Source organism: Vibrio sp. 1401 (assembly GCF_033340295.1).
The window spans coordinates 18,174-36,754 of the sequence record NZ_JAWOWF010000022.1 but is presented as its reverse complement, the minus strand read 5'-3'; the positions used below and the strand labels follow the sequence as shown (position 1 = coordinate 36,754).

The following is an 18,581-nucleotide window of genomic DNA, read 5'->3' as shown; positions in this document are numbered from 1 at the left end:
AAAATGGGATACCGCATCAACTAATTGCCGAAGCCATATCTCAAGGCGCGATATAGTAAAGAATCACATTGCTCGGATCAACACATTTGACAACTTTTTCGCCACTTTTTTAGCCAGACTAATCATAGAGGCACGATTCACGCTGAATCATATTGCTTTACTCGAATTTCCATACCGATTTTAATAGACTCTCATTTCCTTTCCCTCTTTTTAATAGCTAAAAATTTATGCGCCCAACCATTGCTAGAGTGGCATTACCCGTTCCGCTCGACAAACAATTTGATTACGCCATTCCGGGGCACCTGTTTCCGATCATTGGCGGGCGCGTATCCGTACCTTTTGGACGTCAAACGTTAGTTGGCATCGTCACCGCAATGGTAAACCACTCCGACTTTCCTAAAGATCAGCTTAAGCCAATCAAAGCGGTATTAGACTCCCAACCGATATGGCCAGAGACGCTTTATTCTCTGCTAAATTGGTGCAGCCAGTTCTACCAATACCCACTTGGAGATACGCTACACAATGCGATGCCAGCAGCTCTACGTAAAGGAAAGCCTGCAGATTTTGCGACGCTACAAGAGTGGCAAATTACCGAATCCGGTAAAGACAAGCTGATGCAAGGGCTTGATCGTCGGGCCGTGAAGCAACAAAAAGTTCTGCAAATCCTGGTAGACGGAGCCGTACCGCACCAAGAATTTGTAGAGCAAGAGATCGCCTCAACAGTGCTGAAATCGGTCGAAGAGAAAGGTTGGATTGAGCGAATTGAGAAAATGCCAACGATTTCAAACTGGCCTCAGCAAGTCGAAAACGACGTCGACAAACCCAAACTTAACCATGAGCAGGCGTTAGCCATCGCCAGCGTCAATAGCCAAAGTGGTTTTGCCTGCTATTTATTAGAGGGCGTAACAGGTTCTGGTAAGACCGAGGTTTACCTCAATCTGATCAAGCCAGTGTTGGAAAAAGGACGACAAGCGTTAGTTCTGGTGCCAGAGATAGGCCTGACACCACAAACTATCAACCGCTTTAAGCACCGCTTTAACGTGCCGGTTGATGTTATCCACTCAGGATTGAATGATACCGAACGTTTAAACGCTTGGTTATCGGCTCGTGCTAAAGCGGCTGGAATTATCATCGGGACACGCTCCGCCCTACTGACGCCATTTGCCGATCTCGGCATTATTATTGTCGACGAAGAACACGACTCTTCATATAAACAACAAGACAGTTTGCGCTACCACGCTCGTGATGTTGCTGTAATGCGTGCGCACAAAGAGCAAGTGCCTATTGTGTTGGGTTCTGCGACTCCGGCTCTTGAAACGCTGCACAATGCGTTGACGGGTAAATATCATCACCTGACACTAACTCAGCGTGCAGGCTCAGCGGTGCCGACCACCAATAAAGTACTCGACGTAAAAGGTCAGTATTTAGAAAGTGGATTGTCTGCGCCACTGATTGCCGAAATGCGTAAACACCTAAAAGCGGGCAATCAGGTGATGCTGTTTCTTAACCGCCGAGGTTTCTCCCCAGCCCTAATGTGTCATGAATGTGGCTGGATAGCCGAGTGTAAGCGCTGTGATGCCTACTACACCTTTCATCAATACAGTAACGAAATACGCTGCCATCATTGCGGATCTCAGCAACCTGTAATTCATCAGTGTCAGGGATGTGGTTCCACTCAGTTAGTAACAGTCGGTGTCGGCACAGAGCAGTTAGAGCATCAATTGATGCAACTCTTCCCAGAATACAAAGCCATTCGTATCGACAGAGACAGCACCCGCCGCAAGGGCAGCTTAGAAGATGCCCTTGAATCGATTCGTAAAGGTGAGTTCCAGATTTTAATTGGTACCCAGATGCTTGCTAAAGGACACCACTTCCCCAACGTAACGCTGGTTGCCTTGTTGGATGTGGATGGCTCTTTATACAGCAGTGATTTCCGGGCATCTGAACGCCTCGCGCAGCTTTTTATTCAGGTTGCGGGGCGGGCTGGTCGTGCGAGTAAGCCTGGAGAAGTAATTTTGCAGACTCACCACCCCGAGCACAGTTTGTTACAAGCACTGCTGCAAAAAGATTACCGCCACTTTGCCATGACCGCATTAGAGGAGCGGAAATTAGCGCAACTGCCTCCCTACAGTTACCTGACTCTATTTAAAGCAGAGGCAAACCAAAGTGAGGTAGTCGAAGACTTCCTGCGCCAAGTTCGTTTTACGCTGGAGTCTCACCCACTGTTTGACGACACTTGTATGGTACTTGGCCCGACCCCCTCACCTTTGGCTAAACGGGCGGGCAAATATCGCTGGCAACTCTTGCTGCAAACCCAACACCGGTCATTAATGCAAAAGTTATTAACCAGTGCCAAACCTGCTATTGAGTTGTTACCTAATGCCAAGAAAGTACGTTGGAATTTAGACATAGAACCACAGGATCTCAGCTAGCAAACGTTTAGCTATGTAATGAATTACCTTTTAATGTGATACATATCACGTTGTCATTGTGGATTTTGTTAAACAGACCGTAACTTTCGCTATAGAAATGAATAGACTATCCCAATTAGTAAAGTCTTAAGTGCTTTGCAGAAAAAGACTTTAAATGAACACCATAGCGATTCCCCAAATTTGAAGTGTTGTTCTGGTAATAAAGACGTACTTTACTCGGCAAATAAACACCAGAAATGTGATGGTAAAGTGCGAATTTATCTGTACTCAATAACAGTAATTTCACTACAGGGAATAACGTCACCTTGGCGAACAATTTGAGAGGTTAAAAAACTATGGCGACAATGAAGGATGTTGCCCAGCTTGCGGGAGTGTCTACCGCGACGGTATCTCGAGCATTAATGAATCCGGAGAAAGTCTCCTCTTCAACCAGAAAAAGAGTTGAAGACGCGGTACTCGAAGCAGGTTATTCACCAAATTCATTAGCGCGTAATTTACGACGAAACGAATCGAAAACCATTGTTACGATCGTTCCTGACATCTGCGACCCTTACTTTTCCGAAATCATCCGTGGTATCGAAGATGCAGCGATGGAGCACGGCTACCTGGTTTTACTTGGAGACAGTGGCCAGCAGAAGAAACGCGAAAGCTCATTCGTAAACTTGGTATTTACAAAGCAAGCAGACGGGATGCTGCTACTTGGTACTGACTTACCGTTTGATGTGAGTAAGCCAGAGCAGAAAAACCTGCCACCAATGGTCATGGCGTGTGAATTTGCGCCTGAGCTGGAACTGCCAACCGTTCATATCGATAACCTGACTTCTGCCTTTGAAGCGGTCAATTATCTGACTCAGCTTGGCCACAAACGTATTGCGCAAATTTCAGGTCCTGATACCGCGGTATTGTGCCAATTCCGTCAGCAAGGCTACCAGCAAGCGCTGCGTCGTGCAGGGATCAATAAAGACCCACAATACAGTATTGTCACCGAGTTCTCTTTTGACGGCGGAGCAAAAGCAGTGCGTAAACTGCTGGAACTAGCGGAACCACCAACCGCGATTTTCTGCCACTGTGACACGATGGCAATCGGCGCCATTCAAGAAGCGAAAAAACTCGGCTTCCGTGTACCACAAGATCTATCGGTCGTAGGTTTTGATGACATCAATTTCGCGCAGTACTGTGATCCACCGTTAACGACTATCTCTCAGCCTCGCTACGAGATTGGCCGACAAGCGATGCTAATGATGTTAGAGCTTTTAAAAGGCCACGATGTGCATTCTGGATCTCGTCTTCTGGAGACTAACCTGATTGTGCGCGGAAGTGCGGCGCCTCCTCAGCGAGCGTAAGCTTTTCTCGCTAAGAGCAGTTAAGTTTCTGTCCATTAAAAGCAGCACTCATTTGGTGCTGCTTTTTTATATGTATCTATCAAGATTAGAGAAACAGGGTGTTTTCTCAACTCGTTCTGGATTAACATATTTGGAAGAATTCTTGATGACCAGAAATGACCGTGGCAAACAAAGATTATGTAAGAAGGGGGCGTGGTACCCCAAAAAAGTCGACAAAAAAACAGCCTTCAAGAAAGAAACCTTGGCGTAGTGGTCTACTGGCAATCGTGCTAGTTGGTGGTTTTGGCTATGGGCTATATTTGCTAAACAATGATCCAGAGCCCCAGCCACAAGTTGTGCAGCAATCAACGGCTCCAGTCAGCAAGCCTAAGGCAAAGACAGATTTACCTCCCCCACCCGAAGAAAAATGGGAATACGTAGAATCTCTCCCAAATCGCGAAGTGGAAGTGGTCGCCAAAGAGATTCAAGTCTCGAAAATCCCTTACATCATGCAGTGTGGCGCTTATAAGACCCAGGCACAGGCAGAAGAGCGTAAGCTCGCCATCGCTTTCCAGGGCTTAACCAGCAAAATTGTTAAGAAAGAAGGCAGCTCTTGGTACCGGATTATTCTAGGCCCATACAAATTTAAGCGCGATGCAGAGAAAGATCGCCATAAATTGCAACGCGCTAAAATCGAGCCGTGTGCGATTTGGAAAGAGAATTTCTAGCGATAAAGTACAACCTGGGGCCAGTTTAATCGGCCCTAGGTCACTAGAAACCTACTCCACCGAAACCCCATCCTTTAATTTCCCCTTGAATCCCCTTTTCCTATCCCCCATATACAATATTACTTCCAAAGAGAAATAATTAAGAGGTCGACTGTGACTACCATTGTATCTGTACGTCGAAATAATAAAGTCGTCATCGCGGGTGATGGCCAGGTATCTCTAGGCAATACCGTAATGAAAGGTAACGCGCGTAAAGTTCGCCGCCTTTACAACAATAAAGTACTGGCTGGTTTTGCCGGCGGTACTGCGGACGCCTTCACCCTTTTCGAGCGCTTCGAAAGCAAACTGCAAATGCACCAAGGCCATTTGACCAAAGCCGCTGTAGAGCTGGCGAAAGACTGGCGTAGTGATCGCGCGCTTCGTAAGCTAGAAGCACTACTTGCTGTTGCAGACGAAACTGCATCTTTAATTATCACCGGTAATGGTGATGTGGTTCAGCCAGAAAATGACTTGATTGCGATCGGTTCTGGTGGTGCATACGCACAAGCAGCAGCAACGGCACTGTTAGAGAACACAGATCTGGATGCTCGTGAAATCGCAGAAAAAGCATTGAACATTGCGGGCGATATTTGTGTATTCACCAACCACAATCACACTGTAGAAGAGCTAGAATCAACTGCAGAGCTGGCCGCTCCAGCCGAGTAATCGTAACGAAGTAAGGAAAGAATATGTCTGAAATGACCCCTCGCGAAATCGTTCATGAACTGAACCGCCATATTATTGGTCAAGACAAAGCAAAACGTTCGGTTGCGATTGCTCTTCGTAACCGCTGGCGTCGTATGCAGCTTGAAGAAAGCCTACGTGTCGAAGTTACACCTAAAAACATCCTAATGATCGGTCCAACTGGTGTTGGTAAAACTGAAATTGCACGCCGCCTCGCGAAGCTTGCAAATGCGCCGTTCATTAAAGTAGAAGCGACTAAATTCACTGAAGTAGGTTACGTTGGTAAAGAAGTAGAAACCATCATCCGTGATCTTACCGATGTTGCAGTGAAGCTCACTCATCAACAAGCGATGGAAAAAGTAAAATTCCGCGCTGAAGAGCAAGCTGAAGAGCGTATTCTTGATGCACTACTGCCACCAGCTCGTGACAGCTGGGGACAAGCAGAACAGAGCGATGATAGCTCACACACTCGCCAGATTTTCCGTAAAAAATTACGTGAAGGTCAGCTGGACGATAAAGAGATTGAAATCGATGTCGCCGCGCCGCAAATGGGTGTCGAGATCATGGCGCCTCCTGGTATGGAAGAGATGACCAACCAACTTCAAGGTATGTTCCAGAACCTAGCGGGCGATACCAAGAAGAAGCGCAAGCTGAAAATCAAAGATGCGATGAAAGCCCTTGCCGAGGAAGAAGCAGCGAAGCTTGTGAACCAGGAAGAGCTGAAAGAAGCAGCGATTTACAACGTTGAAAACAACGGTATCGTCTTCATTGATGAGATCGACAAGATCTGTAAACGTGGTGAAAGCTCTGGCCCTGACGTTTCTCGTGAAGGTGTTCAGCGTGACCTGCTACCTCTGATTGAAGGCAGCACTGTTTCAACCAAACACGGCATGGTAAAAACAGACCATATCTTGTTTGTGGCTTCTGGTGCATTCCAGGTCGCGAAGCCTTCTGACCTTATCCCAGAGCTGCAAGGCCGTTTGCCAATTCGTGTTGAACTTGAAGCACTAAGCAGTAACGACTTCAAACGTATTCTGACCGAACCTAAAGCGTCATTGACTGAGCAATACATCGCGTTGATGAAGACAGAAGATGTAGACATTGAATTTACTGAAGACGGTATCACGCGAATTGCTGAAGCCGCATGGACAGTAAATGAAACCACCGAAAACATCGGTGCTCGTCGTCTGCATACCGTTATGGAACGTCTGATGGACGAAATCTCTTACGATGCAGCAGAGCAATCTGGCGCTAAGTTTGTGATTGACGCTGCCTACGTGCAAGCTCGTCTGGGCGATACAATTGAAGATGAAGATCTAAGCCGCTTTATTCTTTAATAAGCACGCTAATCAACAAAGCCCAGAGATTTCACTCTCTGGGCTTTTTAGTTCTGCGGAGACAATTCAACATCAGTGTATTTGTGCAATCGCCGGCACTCGTGCTTGAAATGCTATTCTCATACTTCAAAATCCAGAACCTCGCTTTTCAACCAACCCTTAACTTCCTGACTCTCTTTGACTTGCTTTAGGTCAATAGCGCATCTGCTTCTTTATGCTTATACTGGACACATCGGTTACTAGCACGAAATATCCATGAAACAATCTCTACAGATCTGGCTCGACGCCGCTCGTCCCAAAACATTACCACTGGCATTAGTCTCTATTCTTACTGGTAGTGTGCTTGCGTATGCTGCGGGTCAATTTTCTCTGCCTATTTCCTTGATGGCGTTTATCACCGCGACTCTGTTACAGATCCTTTCCAATCTGGCCAACGATTATGGCGACGCAGTAAAAGGAACCGACAATGAAAAACGCCTTGGTCCACTGCGTGCTTTACAGTCTGGCGCGGTAACTAAAGAGCAAATGAAGCAGGCAATTGGCTTCAACATCGTGCTAACCGTCATTTCCGGCCTGATCTTAGTGTTTTACTCTTTGAGCTCTCTTGAAAGTATTCTCACCTTCATCGGATTGGGTATTCTTGCCATCCTCGCCGCCATCGCCTACACAATGGGCAGCAAACCGTACGGTTATGTCGGACTGGGTGATATTTCTGTCTTTCTGTTTTTTGGCTTGCTTGGCGTATCCGGTACCTATTTCCTGCATACCGGACATGTCGATACCACCCTATTCTTACCCGCTTTAGGGTGCGGCTTACTGGCCGTCGCCGTTCTTAATATCAATAACATGCGTGATATTGATAACGACCGTGAGTGTGGAAAACGGACCGTAGCCGTGCGCTTAGGACAACAGAAAGCCAAGCAGTACCATTTCATCTTATTAGGTGGTGCTATTCTCGCTTTCGCTGTTTACCTGCTTATTCAGGACAAACCGGTTTGGATCAGTCTGCCATTCTTATTAAGCATTTATTTTGTCGCCCATCATGGCAAAGCCGTTTGGGAAACCGAAAAGCCTGCACAGATCGCACCTATGATGCCAGTGATCGTAAAATGCTCGCTGGTTACCAACGTTTTATTTGCAACAATTGTGGTAGCTCAAACTCTGGTAAGTTAAAAAAGGATTGTCATTGCATTGACTTAATGCCCAGATATACTCAAAGACAACCAGTTTCTGTTTAGAAAGGTACGCTATGGAATACAATACCTCAGCACTCTGTGATATTTACCTCGAGCAGGTAGATGTGGTTGAACCAATGTTCAGTAATTTTGGCGGTCGCGCTTCCTTTGCCGGACAAATCACCACCATCAAGTGTTTTGAAGACAATTCTCTGATCCGTGAAACGTTAGAGCAAGATGGCTTAGGTCGCGTGCTGCTAATTGACGGCGGTGGTTCCTTACGCAAAGCCCTTGTCGACGCAGAAATCGCAACCATCGCAGAAGAAAATGAGTGGGAAGGCATTGTCGTATACGGCTGCGTTCGTGAAGTCGACGAACTGGAAGATATGAACCTTGGCATTCAGGCTCTCGCCTCTATTCCTGTCGGCGCATCTAGCCAGGGTATAGGTGAACTCGACGTACCGGTGAACTTTGGCGGCGTTAGCTTTCTACCAGAAGACTACATTTACGCGGACAGCACTGGCATCATTCTGTCTCCAGAACCGCTCAATATCGACCTAGAACTGGACGAGGAAGTTGAGGAAGAAGAGTTAGAGGAACAAGATCCTAGGCTTTAGCGCTTTTCCCTACACCAAATACACAAACACCCGCTTATAGCGGGTGTTTTCAATTCTGGACAGAAAAGTAGAATTATTCCACTTCTTCCATTTTGCCAAGTAGTGCACGAATGCGCTCTTGCCACTGCGCGTGCTCTTGCTGTGCTTGCTCAGCTTGTTGCTCAAGCTCTTCACGTTGCGTGCGAAGCTCGTTTGCTTGTGCTTCTAGCTTTACTTTATCTTCTTTCAGCTCTTCAACTTCCATTTGAAGAAGAGTGATTGTGTCAACTGCAGTTTGAATTTTAGATTCTAGTTGTGCTAATACTTCAAAAGACATCTTGGCCTACCTATGTTGTTCCGTTGGGATGATGCACGAGACAGGCGCGCACCTTACCTATATGAGGTTCATTCTACTCAGCGTTGCGACGAGAAACACTCACTATATTCGATATTTTGCATCATTCGGTTAAAAAACCGGCGCAATCTCACTAAATGCTGACTTTTCTGATCACCGAAGCATTTTTGAGCAAGGTATTTGCCTCTCGCCACGAGAAAAACGCACTCAGTATTGATCAAATTCAACTTAACCAAAGTAAAAGCTCGGCAAAAACGCAAACGTTTAACACTCGTTATGGTAAAATCGCCGCGCAAATTCTTCTTCCCTCTTGCTTACTTGGAGACATCATGAAACGTGATTTAGCAATGGCATTTTCCCGTGTTACTGAAGGTGCAGCACTGGCTGGTTATAAATGGCTTGGTCGCGGCGATAAAAACGCAGCGGACGGTGCAGCCGTTGAGGTTATGCGCACACTACTGAACAAAACAGAAATCAGCGGTGAAATTGTTATTGGCGAAGGTGAAATCGATGATGCACCAATGCTGTACATCGGTGAGCAAGTGGGTATTGGTGGCGATGAAGTCGATATTGCAGTCGATCCTATCGAAGGCACACGCATGACGGCCATGGGTCAATCAAATGCTTTAGCGGTTCTCGCGGCCGGTGAAAAAGGCAGCTTCCTTAAAGCACCTGACATGTACATGGAAAAACTCGTGGTTGGCCCAGGTGCAAAAGGCGTTATCGATTTGGAGAAGCCTCTAAAAGAAAACCTAGAGAACATCGCCAAGGCCCTGAACAAAACTCTAGACACTTTAGTTGTGATCACGCTGGCTAAGCCTCGTCACGACAAAGTGATCGCAGAAATGCAGGCAATGGGCGTACGTGTATTTGCTGTGCCAGACGGTGACGTGGCTGCTTCAATCCTGACTTGTATGCCAGACAGCGAAGTCGACGTCATGTACTGCATTGGCGGCGCACCAGAAGGCGTAGTTTCTGCGGCGGTCATTCGTGCACTAGATGGTGACATGCTTGGCCGTCTACTTCCTCGTCATGAAGTAAAAGGTAATACAGAAGAAAACCGCATCTACGGCGCAGCAGAACTAAAACGCTGTGAAGAGATGGGTGTGAAAGCAAACGTCGTGTTGAAACTGGAAGACATGGCATGCAGCGACAACGTTGTTTTCTCCGCGACAGGCATCACCAAAGGTGATCTGTTAGAAGGCATTACTCGCCAGGGCAATATCGCGACAACAGAAACCTTACTCATTCGTGGTCGCTGCCGCACCATCCGTCGCATCAAGTCAATCCATTACTTAGAGCGTAAAGACCAAGAAGTGCGCGATATTATTCTTTAATAAATATCAGAGATTTTAGGGCCTGGATAAACGGCCCTAGAATCTCGCTTATCTCACCAAAACTAAGTCAACACTTTTCTTTACAAAACCTATCGCGCATAATATGTCATGACATATAAATGGTGGGAATATGAAAACCGTAGATAGGATATTGCAAATCGTTAAGCGTGACGGCTCTGTCACGGCAAAACTACTCTCTTCTGAACTTGGAATGACCACCATGGGTGCTCGCCAGCATCTGCAAGGTTTAGAAGATGATGGCATCCTGTCTATCTACGACGTCAAAGTCAAAGTCGGTCGCCCGACCAGACACTGGGCTCTCACTCAAAAAGGCCATGAGCAATTTGCCGACCGCCATGGTGAACTCACCGTACAATTCATCGAAGCGGTCGAACACATCTTTGGTAAAGATGGCCTCGAGAAAGTGACCTCTGAACGCGAAAAGCTCACGTTACAAAACTATCGCCTACATCTTGAGCAATGTGACACGCTGGAAAGCAAATTGAAAACGCTCGTCTCATTACGAGAACAAGAAGGCTACATGGCAGAACTAGAGCAAGATGAGCACGGTTTTATCTTAATTGAGAACCACTGCCCTATTTGTAAAGCTGCTACACGTTGTCCTAGTCTCTGCCAGTCAGAGCTAAGTGTGTTCCAAGCACTACTTGGCGATGAAACTCGTGTGGAACGCACTGAGCATATCATTAGCGGCCAGCGACGTTGCGTATACCGTATTCAAGCGTAGGTAATGATTAGAAACACGCTGCTCCTGCCTACAACTCACCTATGAAAATGCTCTCTTATATCTGAGACTACAGAGTCATTTCGCCGTTCTCCCCTTCTCCGTGATATACGCTTTTAATATCGAAGTGTAACTATCCGTATGGATTGGGAGACAAACGATGGCCAATCTGCGTACTCACAAACCGCAACCTCTGCCCTCTTTCGACGAACTGATGCAAATGGCACAAGATGACCCGGAAGCTTTTGAGCAATTCCGACAAGATAAGGCCCGCGAAATGATAGAAGGCGCATCGAAAAGCATGCAGCCACGACTTTGGGCGCAGCAGAGCCATATAGACAGAGTGATCAACAACTGTAAAAACCCAAATCATGTCAACGTGGTATTGATGAATGAACTACAGAAACAAGTGATGAAGTTCAGAGAAGCGTTGCAAGGAACACCACAACCTGAAAAGACACGTAATGTGGTTCAATTCAGGTCAATGAGGGACAATGACGATTATTGTTGATGACTCTCGGATCCTGTAATAATCGCCCTTAAACTTACCAATACGCTCACTCGTCGTCCTAGCGAGCAGCATCATTTATCCAACCGGATCAGGACCGTACTTATTAGGGCCTTTCGTTCCTTTTAATAAACCACATTCAACCAAAATCCATACGCCACAAATTAAAGATATAGAAGCAATGAACAGTTGCGGCGTAGCCGACTCTTGTGAAACTGGACTCGTCATTGGTGTAGCGAGTCGGCCCAAAACCAAAGGAATATTCAGCGCTAACCAATAAATCGATTTATCACGGTCATGCCAGCGCTTTGTGGTAATTGCGAGATCAGGAATAAGCATGACCAAGAGAAAAATAGGCAGCAGAAGGTGAGAAAAAGCCGGAAACAGCTGATTGATACCCACACCAAAACCTAAGATAGAAACGTAATAGATAATGTTCCATATCCAAAACGTTTTACGCCCGATGCGTCCTCGAAAAGAAAACAGTAGCTCTTTAGTCAACATTCACAATTACCCCGAAAATAAAAACTCTAGATTAGCCGAGCCCGTTCACTTTAGGAAGGAACAACGTAAAACTAAAGACACGAGAAACAAGCTGTTTCTATCAATTCACTACTTTTTGAAAACTCTCCACATCCATATCGCGAATGTTCACCGTTAAGCTATGAACATGGCTGGCTTGCTCTTGAAGTACAACCATTAAGTCTCGGGATAACGCACGTTTTTGTTCTGACGTTCTCCCTGCCAGTAACTCAAAGTTTACATGGATAAAATCCAGACTGTCGCCTTCTTCACCTATTAGCCAGTTATGACAGCGGAGTGTTCTTGACTTCACTGATGCCAATTCAAAAAGCCCGCAATCCAACGCTGCTCTATGTAAATCTTCTAGTAAACCTTGAACGTTGACGCGCTCTTCCACTGAGTTCGAATACTCTAAAACCAAATTTGGCATTTTGATTCCTTTCTACAACATTAAAATCCAGTGCGTAGTAATACCAATCCAAGCTGCAATTTCCGAGGAATGAACTATCATTCTGTCTACGTGATCACCAATCGATTGCTTTTGATAAAACTGACAGAAACAAGTGCTACGCTGACCAGATGTACAAAGCCGAACAAGACATGATACCAATCATGATCTGTTCAAATTATTCTGTTATATTCTTTCGTAGATTTTTTACATTAATCATTAATAGATAATACGGAGATATTCCTATGCGTCGTCCTGTAGTTATGGGTAACTGGAAACTAAACGGCAGCAAAGCGATGGTAACTGAGCTGCTAACTGGTCTTAACGCTGAGCTTGAAGGCGTTGAAGGTGTTGACGTAGCAGTAGCTCCACCAGCACTTTACATCGATCTAGCAGAGCGCGTAATCGCAGAAGGCGGTAACAAGATCATTCTAGGTGCGCAAAACACTGACCTAAACAACAGCGGTGCTTTCACTGGCGACATGTCTCCAGAAATGTTGAAAGATTTCGGTGCTACTCACATCATCATCGGCCACTCTGAGCGTCGTGATTACCACAACGAATCAGACGAGTTCATCGCGAAGAAATTTAACTTCCTTAAAGAAAACGGCCTAACACCAGTTTTCTGTATCGGTGAATCAGAAGCTCAAAACGAAGCTGGTGAAACTGAAGCAGTATGTGCTCGTCAAATCAACGCAGTTATCGACGCTTACGGCGTTGAAGCTCTAAACGGCGCAATCATTGCTTACGAACCAATCTGGGCAATCGGTACTGGTAAAGCAGCAACAGCTGAAGATGCACAACGCATCCACGCTTCTATCCGTGCACTAATCGCAGCGAAAGACGAAGCAGTTGCTGAGCAAGTAATCATCCAATACGGCGGTTCTGTTAAACCAGAAAACGCAGAAGCATACTTCTCACAACCAGACATCGATGGTGCTCTAGTTGGTGGTGCTTCTCTAGACGCGAAGAGCTTCGCAGCAATCGCTAAAGCAGCGGCAGCAGCAAAAGCTTAATCTTGTTTTAAACAAGACAAATAACAAAGGGATGCTCAATGCATCCCTTTCTCTATCTCGGTTCAAAACCTTCACGCACCAACATCAAACTACCAAATAAAACACCTTCAAAGGTACAGGGCTTCAAACTTATCGATTTTTTTACCGTAAGCCTCTAACTCTTCAACTGTTTTTTTTCTTCTTGATGAAGACGTGCAAGTTTTTCCTTAGAAATTTCTTAAACTTACGATTAATCTTCTTATGCATTAGGTAAGGGATAAAGTCCGATACCGGAATAAACTCTGTATTACCAAATCCATCAATCAAATAGAGTGTAATAGCCCCTTCAGACTGCCGCACCAACAAGTTCGTCAACACTAAATCGCTTGGTATAACTCGGTTCTCGATCAAGTAATCTTTTAGAATTCGAATCTCCAGCAGCAAATGATCGATATCGAGTTCATTCCCTTGCTGCACAATATATTGTGTAAGGTTTAATGAAACTGACAGGTCCTCGTCCAAAACCACTTGCTGCTTAAAGCCAACTTGAGTCTCTGTTGTCACCTTCCCCAAAAATTCTGGGATATGCGTGAACTGAACGCTTTTCTTTTTTAGTCGCTCAAAAAACTCAATTTCTCGATAGGTTTGCTTCGCGGCGTCTTTCTGGCTCAACTTAACACATTGAGCAGGATTGGAAGGGTTTTGAAAACAAACTCGCTCTGCACCTTTACCGATAACCGTCCAGTTTTGGAATTCATGATCTGATTGCATCTTTAACCTTTACATGTTTTCTCTTGTAATCGACAGCAGGAAAGCGCTTACGTTGTATTTACGAGAGGAACTCTTTGAACTTAATACTAATTGTACCACGAACTTGAAAAACTGTGACGAGTCGCTCGCGTCTTGGTAAGATAAGCCTCGACCTAGCTCATCTCCTCAACACCGTCATTCCGAGAAGTTCCTGCAACATCAGGAATATCCAAACAGAAAGTAAACTAATGCAAATACACTTAACAACAGCTAACTATTTCCGTATATCCTAAACTCTCCTTATTAGCCCTTTAAGGTGGCAATGTTTTTCGGTGCTAACCTCATCGCATTTCGTTACTTTTCCAACTTATTACATCTAATCTACGGAAGCATAAGCCTTACTCTTTCACTGCCTGCTCGCCTATGCTGAATAGTTAAGGAGAAAGCATGACGACACCAATATCAGACATCGCCAGTGTGATCCATCATGGCGGAAAGCATACCGTTACTGGCTCCTGTCATGAGCTTAAGCTCGCCAATGGCAGTATTTTGATTGATTGTGGACTATTTCAAGGCAAGGACTTCAGCTTTGGTGGACGCAATGCCTCACTGAATATCGAGTTTCCTATCGAGCAGATAAAAGTTCTCGTTCTCACTCACGCTCATATAGATCATATTGGCCGACTGCCTTGGTTACTGGCTGCTGGATTTAAAGGGCCAATCTATTGCACGCAAGCAACTGCGGAACTCGTTCCCTTAATGCTTGAAGACGGCTTGAAACTGCAACTCGGTTTAAACTACCACCAGCGAAAACAAGTCCTCAATATCATCAAGAAACAACTCAAACCTTTTGATTATCAGCAGTGGATAGAACTCCCTGTTCTCGCAGATGTTCGCTTTCAGCCCGCAGGTCATATTCTGGGTTCCGCCTATGTTGAGTTTAAACTGTCAAATGGTGAAATCGTCGTTTTCTCTGGAGATTTAGGACCATCGAATACGCCACTTTTACCCGATCCACACCCTCCTAAAAGAGCTGATTACCTATTTATAGAGTCAACCTACGGCGATAAACAACATGAAGACATTGCGACACGTACAAAGCGTTTAAACAACATCATTGATCATGCGTTAAAAGACGGTGGTGTAATTTTGATTCCTGCCTTTAGTGTCGGTCGAACGCAGGAGCTGCTGTTTGACATTGAGCAACTGATTAACCAGCATGATTTGGCATCTTCCTTGCCGATCATCTTAGACTCACCTCTCGCCAAAGAAGTCACCAAAACGTATCGTCGCTTCAAAATGTTATGGAGCCAGGAAGCCAAGCACAGGCTAGAGAATCAACGCCACCCACTCGCGTTTGAACAGTGTATTACTGTAGAGAGTCACACCGAGCATAAAGCCCTAGTCAACCGGCTTGCTTCAACCGATGAACCCGCCATCGTCGTGGCCGCTTCTGGTATGTGTGAAGGTGGCAGAATCGTCAACTATTTAAAAGCACTACTCCCTGATAAGAAAAATGATGTGCTATTCGCAGGTTATCAAGCTCAAGGCACGTTAGGTGAGGAGATACAATCAGGCAATTCAGAGATTGAGATAGATGATCAAGAAGTCCAAGTTAATGCTCAGATTCATACTATTTCTGGTTATTCCGCCCATGCAGACAAAAGTGATTTACTCAAGTTTATTACTGGCATTCCCACACAACCAAAAGCCATTCATTTGATTCATGGGGAAGATGAAGCCCAACAAGTATTGGGGAAGGAGTTAGAGAAGAAAGGATTTACGGTGGTTTATTGATGTATGAGGTTATAGGGCCTAGGACTTAAGTACCTAGGCCCCAACGTAATTAAGCTACCTTCTCGGCAGGCACTTCTTCAACCTGGTTTTTCGAAGGTTTGTTGTAAATATTCTCGAAGCAGTAATTTGTCGCCTCAATATAACCTTCTACGCTACCACAATCGAAACGCTGACCTTTAAACTTGTACGCCAATACGCAGCCGTTCTGTGCCTGCTGCATCAGCGCATCCGTGATTTGAATTTCGCCACCTTTGCCCGGCTCAGTATTTTCAATTAATTCGAATATATCCGGAGTCAAAATATAGCGACCAATGATCGCCAGATTACTTGGTGCGGTGCCCGGCTCTGGCTTTTCAACCATATTGTCGATGCGGAAGATGTCATCTTTGATCATCTCACCCGCAATCACACCGTATTTATGCGTCTCTGTTTCTGGGACTTCTTGTACGGCGACAATCGAACAGCGGAACTGCTTGTACAACTCAACCATCTGCGCCAGCACACCTTTGTCTTCGTTAACACACAGGTCATCGGCCAATACCACGGCGAACGGTTCATCTCCCACAAGCTCACGCCCGGTCAGAATAGCATGACCTAAGCCTTTCATTTCGCGCTGACGGATATAGGTGTAGCTCGCTGAATCAATCAAACTACGAATATCATCTAGCAGCACTTCTTTGCTGCTGCCGCTGATTTGATGCTCTAATTCGTAGTTTTTATCGAAATGATCCATCAGTGAATGCTTGCCACGACCCGTCACAATACACATGCCGTCCATGCCTGCTTCAATAGCTTCTTCGACGCCATACTCGATGAGTGGTTTGTTGACCACTGGCATCATTTCTTTTGGCATGGATTTAGTCGCAGGCAAGAAACGCGTACCGTAACCCGCTGCTGGGAATAGACATTTTTTTATCATTTTTAATTACCAACTGAAAAAAAGCTCCACGGAAGGAGCCTTTAGCTTTAAGAAAATTGAAATTAATCGCTACCAAACAGGTCACGTGTATAGACTTTATCAGCGACGTCAGCCAGTTCTTCTACCATGCGGTTTGAAACGATCACATCAGCAGTCTGTTTAAACTCATTGAAGTCTTTAACCACACGGGAGTTGAAGAACTCCTCTTCTTGAAGAACAGGCTCATACACCAAGACTTCAATGCCTTTTGCTTTGATGCGCTTCATGATGCCCTGGATAGAAGATGCGCGGAAGTTATCGGAGCCGGCTTTCATGATCAGGCGGTAGATACCGACTACCTTAGGCTGACGTTTGATGACCGACTCTGCAATGAAGTCTTTTCGTGTGCGGTTTGCATCTACAATCGCACCAATGATGTTGTTGGGTACATCTTGATAGTTCGCCAGTAGTTGCTTGCTATCTTTTGGTAAGCAGTAACCACCATAACCGAATGATGGATTATTGTAGTGATTACCTATACGAGGGTCTAAACCAACCCCTTCAATGATTTGACGAGCATCTAGGCCATGCGCTTCCGCATAGGAATCGAGTTCATTAAAGTACGCAACGCGCATCGCCAGGTAGGTATTTGAAAACAGCTTAACCGCTTCAGCTTCTGTTGAATCCGTAAACAGGACTTGAATATCTTCCTTTACTGCCCCTTCAACTAACAAACCTGCGAAGGTCTCAGCGCGCTCACTGCGCTCACCAACGATAATACGAGATGGATGCAGGTTATCGTAAAGCGCTTTGCCTTCACGCAGAAACTCGGGAGAGAAGATGATATTTTCGCAACCTAGTTCTTGCTTGATACGAGCGGTATAACCGACCGGTACCGTTGACTTAATGACCATTACCGCATCGGGATTAATGGTCATCACATCGTTGATCACCGCTTCGACTGAAGAGGTATTAAAATAGTTAGTCGTCGGATCATAGTCGGTGGGTGTCGCGATAACAACGTACTTGGCTTCGCGATATGCCGATTCTTTGTCTGTCGTGGCAACAAAGTTGAGTGGCTTATTCGCGAGAAAATCTTCGATTTCCGCATCCACGATTGGGGATTGCTTGTTGTTTAGCAACTCAACCTTTTCGGCAATGATATCGAGCGCTACAACTTCGTGGTTCTGCGCTAACAGCATGGCGTTCGACAAGCCAACATAACCGGTACCTGCTACTGCTATTTTCATCGTTTAATCCTTACGTAATCTCTACTTAGAGCATATCAGAATCGGCAAAGTGCGACTAGCGTTTGCGTCCGCAAAGCCGCGGTGGTCTCGTGGGGGATGAGGTTTTTGCAAAAAGAGCCCCCAAAGGCTTGGGCACATTAGCCCCTTGTCAAAGACCATTCAACAATAGTTAATAAATTCAACATCTTAACAAATATATAATTTTACCCTGAGACAACTTTCTGCCTCAAAATGGCCAATTGAGACAGTTCTTGTTGGCCAAACACTGAGATGAAAACCCGCCTTTTACCCCGTGTCACTCGTGTTTACCACACGCCTGCCTGCGGCGTATCCACCGGAAAAAGCGCCAGAGCGACCGCGCTCAGAGTGAGAAGCGTGCCCCCTCGTCATCGAACTTTACTTGACAATCGTAGTTCATTGTTTATTCTGGATAAATGGGCAATCGTTTACCGTTTGCTCTGTCAAAAGAAACACATAAGACAAAACGGCGGGCAATAACCGCTCGCCCTAAAAAACAAAATGGCTGGCATTAACTGCCGCCCTAAAAAACAAAATGGCTGGCATTAACTGCCGCCCTAAAAAACAAAGCGGCTGGCATTAACTGCCGCCCTAAAAAACAAAACGGCTGGCATTAACTGCCGCCCTAAAAAACAAAATGGCTGGCAT

Annotated in this window: 18 protein-coding genes; 12 read left to right on the top strand and 6 right to left on the bottom strand. The window is 45.6% G+C overall.

All coding sequences use genetic code 11. The features are described 5' to 3' along the window. Nucleotides 1-227: 227 nt before the first annotated feature. The 7 genes from priA to rraA all read left to right on the top strand — a co-directional run bounded on the left by priA (nucleotide 228) and on the right by rraA (nucleotide 8,334). On the top strand, nucleotides 228-2,432 hold the full coding sequence (gene priA, locus R7Z77_RS12860; protein ID WP_318136700.1) for a primosomal protein N': 2,205 nt from the start codon (nucleotides 228-230) through the stop codon (nucleotides 2,430-2,432). A gap of 335 nt (nucleotides 2,433-2,767) precedes the next feature. After that, complete coding sequence (gene cytR, locus R7Z77_RS12855; RefSeq protein ID WP_014230660.1) at nucleotides 2,768-3,775, top strand: DNA-binding transcriptional regulator CytR; 1,008 nt, start codon at nucleotides 2,768-2,770, stop codon at nucleotides 3,773-3,775. Nucleotides 3,776-3,936: 161 nt separating this feature from the next. After that, nucleotides 3,937-4,482 (top strand): SPOR domain-containing protein, encoded by a 546-nt coding sequence (locus R7Z77_RS12850; protein ID WP_014230659.1) that lies wholly within the window; start codon nucleotides 3,937-3,939, stop codon nucleotides 4,480-4,482. Nucleotides 4,483-4,635: 153 nt separating this feature from the next. Further along, nucleotides 4,636-5,187, top strand: a complete 552-nt coding sequence (hslV, locus tag R7Z77_RS12845) for an ATP-dependent protease subunit HslV (protein ID WP_014230658.1) — start codon at nucleotides 4,636-4,638, stop codon at nucleotides 5,185-5,187. 23 nt (nucleotides 5,188-5,210) lie between these two features. Further along, entirely contained in the window at nucleotides 5,211-6,542 is a 1,332-nt protein-coding gene (gene hslU, locus R7Z77_RS12840) for an HslU--HslV peptidase ATPase subunit (RefSeq protein WP_014230657.1), read from the top strand. Between the two features lie 255 nt (nucleotides 6,543-6,797). After that, entirely contained in the window at nucleotides 6,798-7,715 is a 918-nt protein-coding gene (locus tag R7Z77_RS12835; RefSeq protein ID WP_014230656.1) for a 1,4-dihydroxy-2-naphthoate polyprenyltransferase, read from the top strand. Nucleotides 7,716-7,791: 76 nt separating this feature from the next. Further along, the gene (gene rraA / locus R7Z77_RS12830; RefSeq protein ID WP_014230655.1) at nucleotides 7,792-8,334 is read left to right on the top strand and encodes a ribonuclease E activity regulator RraA; all 543 of its coding nucleotides are present in this window, start codon (nucleotides 7,792-7,794) and stop codon (nucleotides 8,332-8,334) included. Nucleotides 8,335-8,407: 73 nt separating this feature from the next. Here rraA and zapB read toward each other — a convergent pair whose 3' ends face one another. Beyond that, nucleotides 8,408-8,650, bottom strand: coding sequence for a cell division protein ZapB (zapB, locus tag R7Z77_RS12825; protein WP_318136699.1), 243 nt, complete (start codon nucleotides 8,648-8,650; stop codon nucleotides 8,408-8,410). Between the two features lie 347 nt (nucleotides 8,651-8,997). Between zapB and glpX the strand changes: the two genes are divergently transcribed. The 3 genes from glpX to R7Z77_RS12810 all read left to right on the top strand — a co-directional run bounded on the left by glpX (nucleotide 8,998) and on the right by R7Z77_RS12810 (nucleotide 11,258). Then, nucleotides 8,998-10,005 (top strand): class II fructose-bisphosphatase, encoded by a 1,008-nt coding sequence (gene glpX, locus R7Z77_RS12820; protein ID WP_025532746.1) that lies wholly within the window; start codon nucleotides 8,998-9,000, stop codon nucleotides 10,003-10,005. 130 nt (nucleotides 10,006-10,135) lie between these two features. Continuing rightward, complete coding sequence (locus tag R7Z77_RS12815) at nucleotides 10,136-10,750, top strand: helix-turn-helix transcriptional regulator (protein ID WP_025532745.1); 615 nt, start codon at nucleotides 10,136-10,138, stop codon at nucleotides 10,748-10,750. 157 nt (nucleotides 10,751-10,907) lie between these two features. After that, on the top strand, nucleotides 10,908-11,258 hold the full coding sequence (locus R7Z77_RS12810; protein WP_025532744.1) for a DUF3135 domain-containing protein: 351 nt from the start codon (nucleotides 10,908-10,910) through the stop codon (nucleotides 11,256-11,258). A 75-nt stretch (nucleotides 11,259-11,333) separates the two neighbouring features. Here R7Z77_RS12810 and R7Z77_RS12805 read toward each other — a convergent pair whose 3' ends face one another. Both R7Z77_RS12805 and R7Z77_RS12800 read right to left on the bottom strand, forming a co-directional pair. Continuing rightward, entirely contained in the window at nucleotides 11,334-11,759 is a 426-nt protein-coding gene (locus R7Z77_RS12805) for a DUF805 domain-containing protein (protein ID WP_025532743.1), read from the bottom strand. A gap of 100 nt (nucleotides 11,760-11,859) precedes the next feature. After that, the gene (locus tag R7Z77_RS12800) at nucleotides 11,860-12,207 is read right to left on the bottom strand and encodes a 5-carboxymethyl-2-hydroxymuconate Delta-isomerase (protein WP_025532742.1); all 348 of its coding nucleotides are present in this window, start codon (nucleotides 12,205-12,207) and stop codon (nucleotides 11,860-11,862) included. Between the two features lie 263 nt (nucleotides 12,208-12,470). On the opposite strand from R7Z77_RS12800, the gene tpiA reads away from it, so the two are divergent. Beyond that, complete coding sequence (gene tpiA, locus R7Z77_RS12795; RefSeq protein WP_014230647.1) at nucleotides 12,471-13,241, top strand: triose-phosphate isomerase; 771 nt, start codon at nucleotides 12,471-12,473, stop codon at nucleotides 13,239-13,241. A 162-nt stretch (nucleotides 13,242-13,403) separates the two neighbouring features. On the opposite strand, the gene R7Z77_RS12790 is transcribed toward tpiA, so the two are convergent. Next, complete coding sequence (locus R7Z77_RS12790) at nucleotides 13,404-13,991, bottom strand: YrbL family protein (protein ID WP_229651917.1); 588 nt, start codon at nucleotides 13,989-13,991, stop codon at nucleotides 13,404-13,406. Nucleotides 13,992-14,417: 426 nt separating this feature from the next. Here R7Z77_RS12790 and R7Z77_RS12785 point away from each other — a divergent pair, with 426 nt between their 5' ends. After that, nucleotides 14,418-15,767, top strand: a complete 1,350-nt coding sequence (locus tag R7Z77_RS12785) for an MBL fold metallo-hydrolase (protein ID WP_318136698.1) — start codon at nucleotides 14,418-14,420, stop codon at nucleotides 15,765-15,767. A gap of 49 nt (nucleotides 15,768-15,816) precedes the next feature. Here the strand turns inward: R7Z77_RS12785 and galU are convergent, their stop codons facing one another. After that, on the bottom strand, nucleotides 15,817-16,686 hold the full coding sequence (galU, locus tag R7Z77_RS12780; RefSeq protein WP_025532740.1) for a UTP--glucose-1-phosphate uridylyltransferase GalU: 870 nt from the start codon (nucleotides 16,684-16,686) through the stop codon (nucleotides 15,817-15,819). A 62-nt stretch (nucleotides 16,687-16,748) separates the two neighbouring features. Next, nucleotides 16,749-17,915 carry a nucleotide sugar dehydrogenase gene (locus R7Z77_RS12775; RefSeq protein ID WP_025532739.1) on the bottom strand — a complete coding sequence of 389 codons (1,167 nt, stop codon included), beginning with the start codon at nucleotides 17,913-17,915 and terminating at the stop codon, nucleotides 16,749-16,751. Between the last annotated feature and the right edge of the window lie 666 nt (nucleotides 17,916-18,581).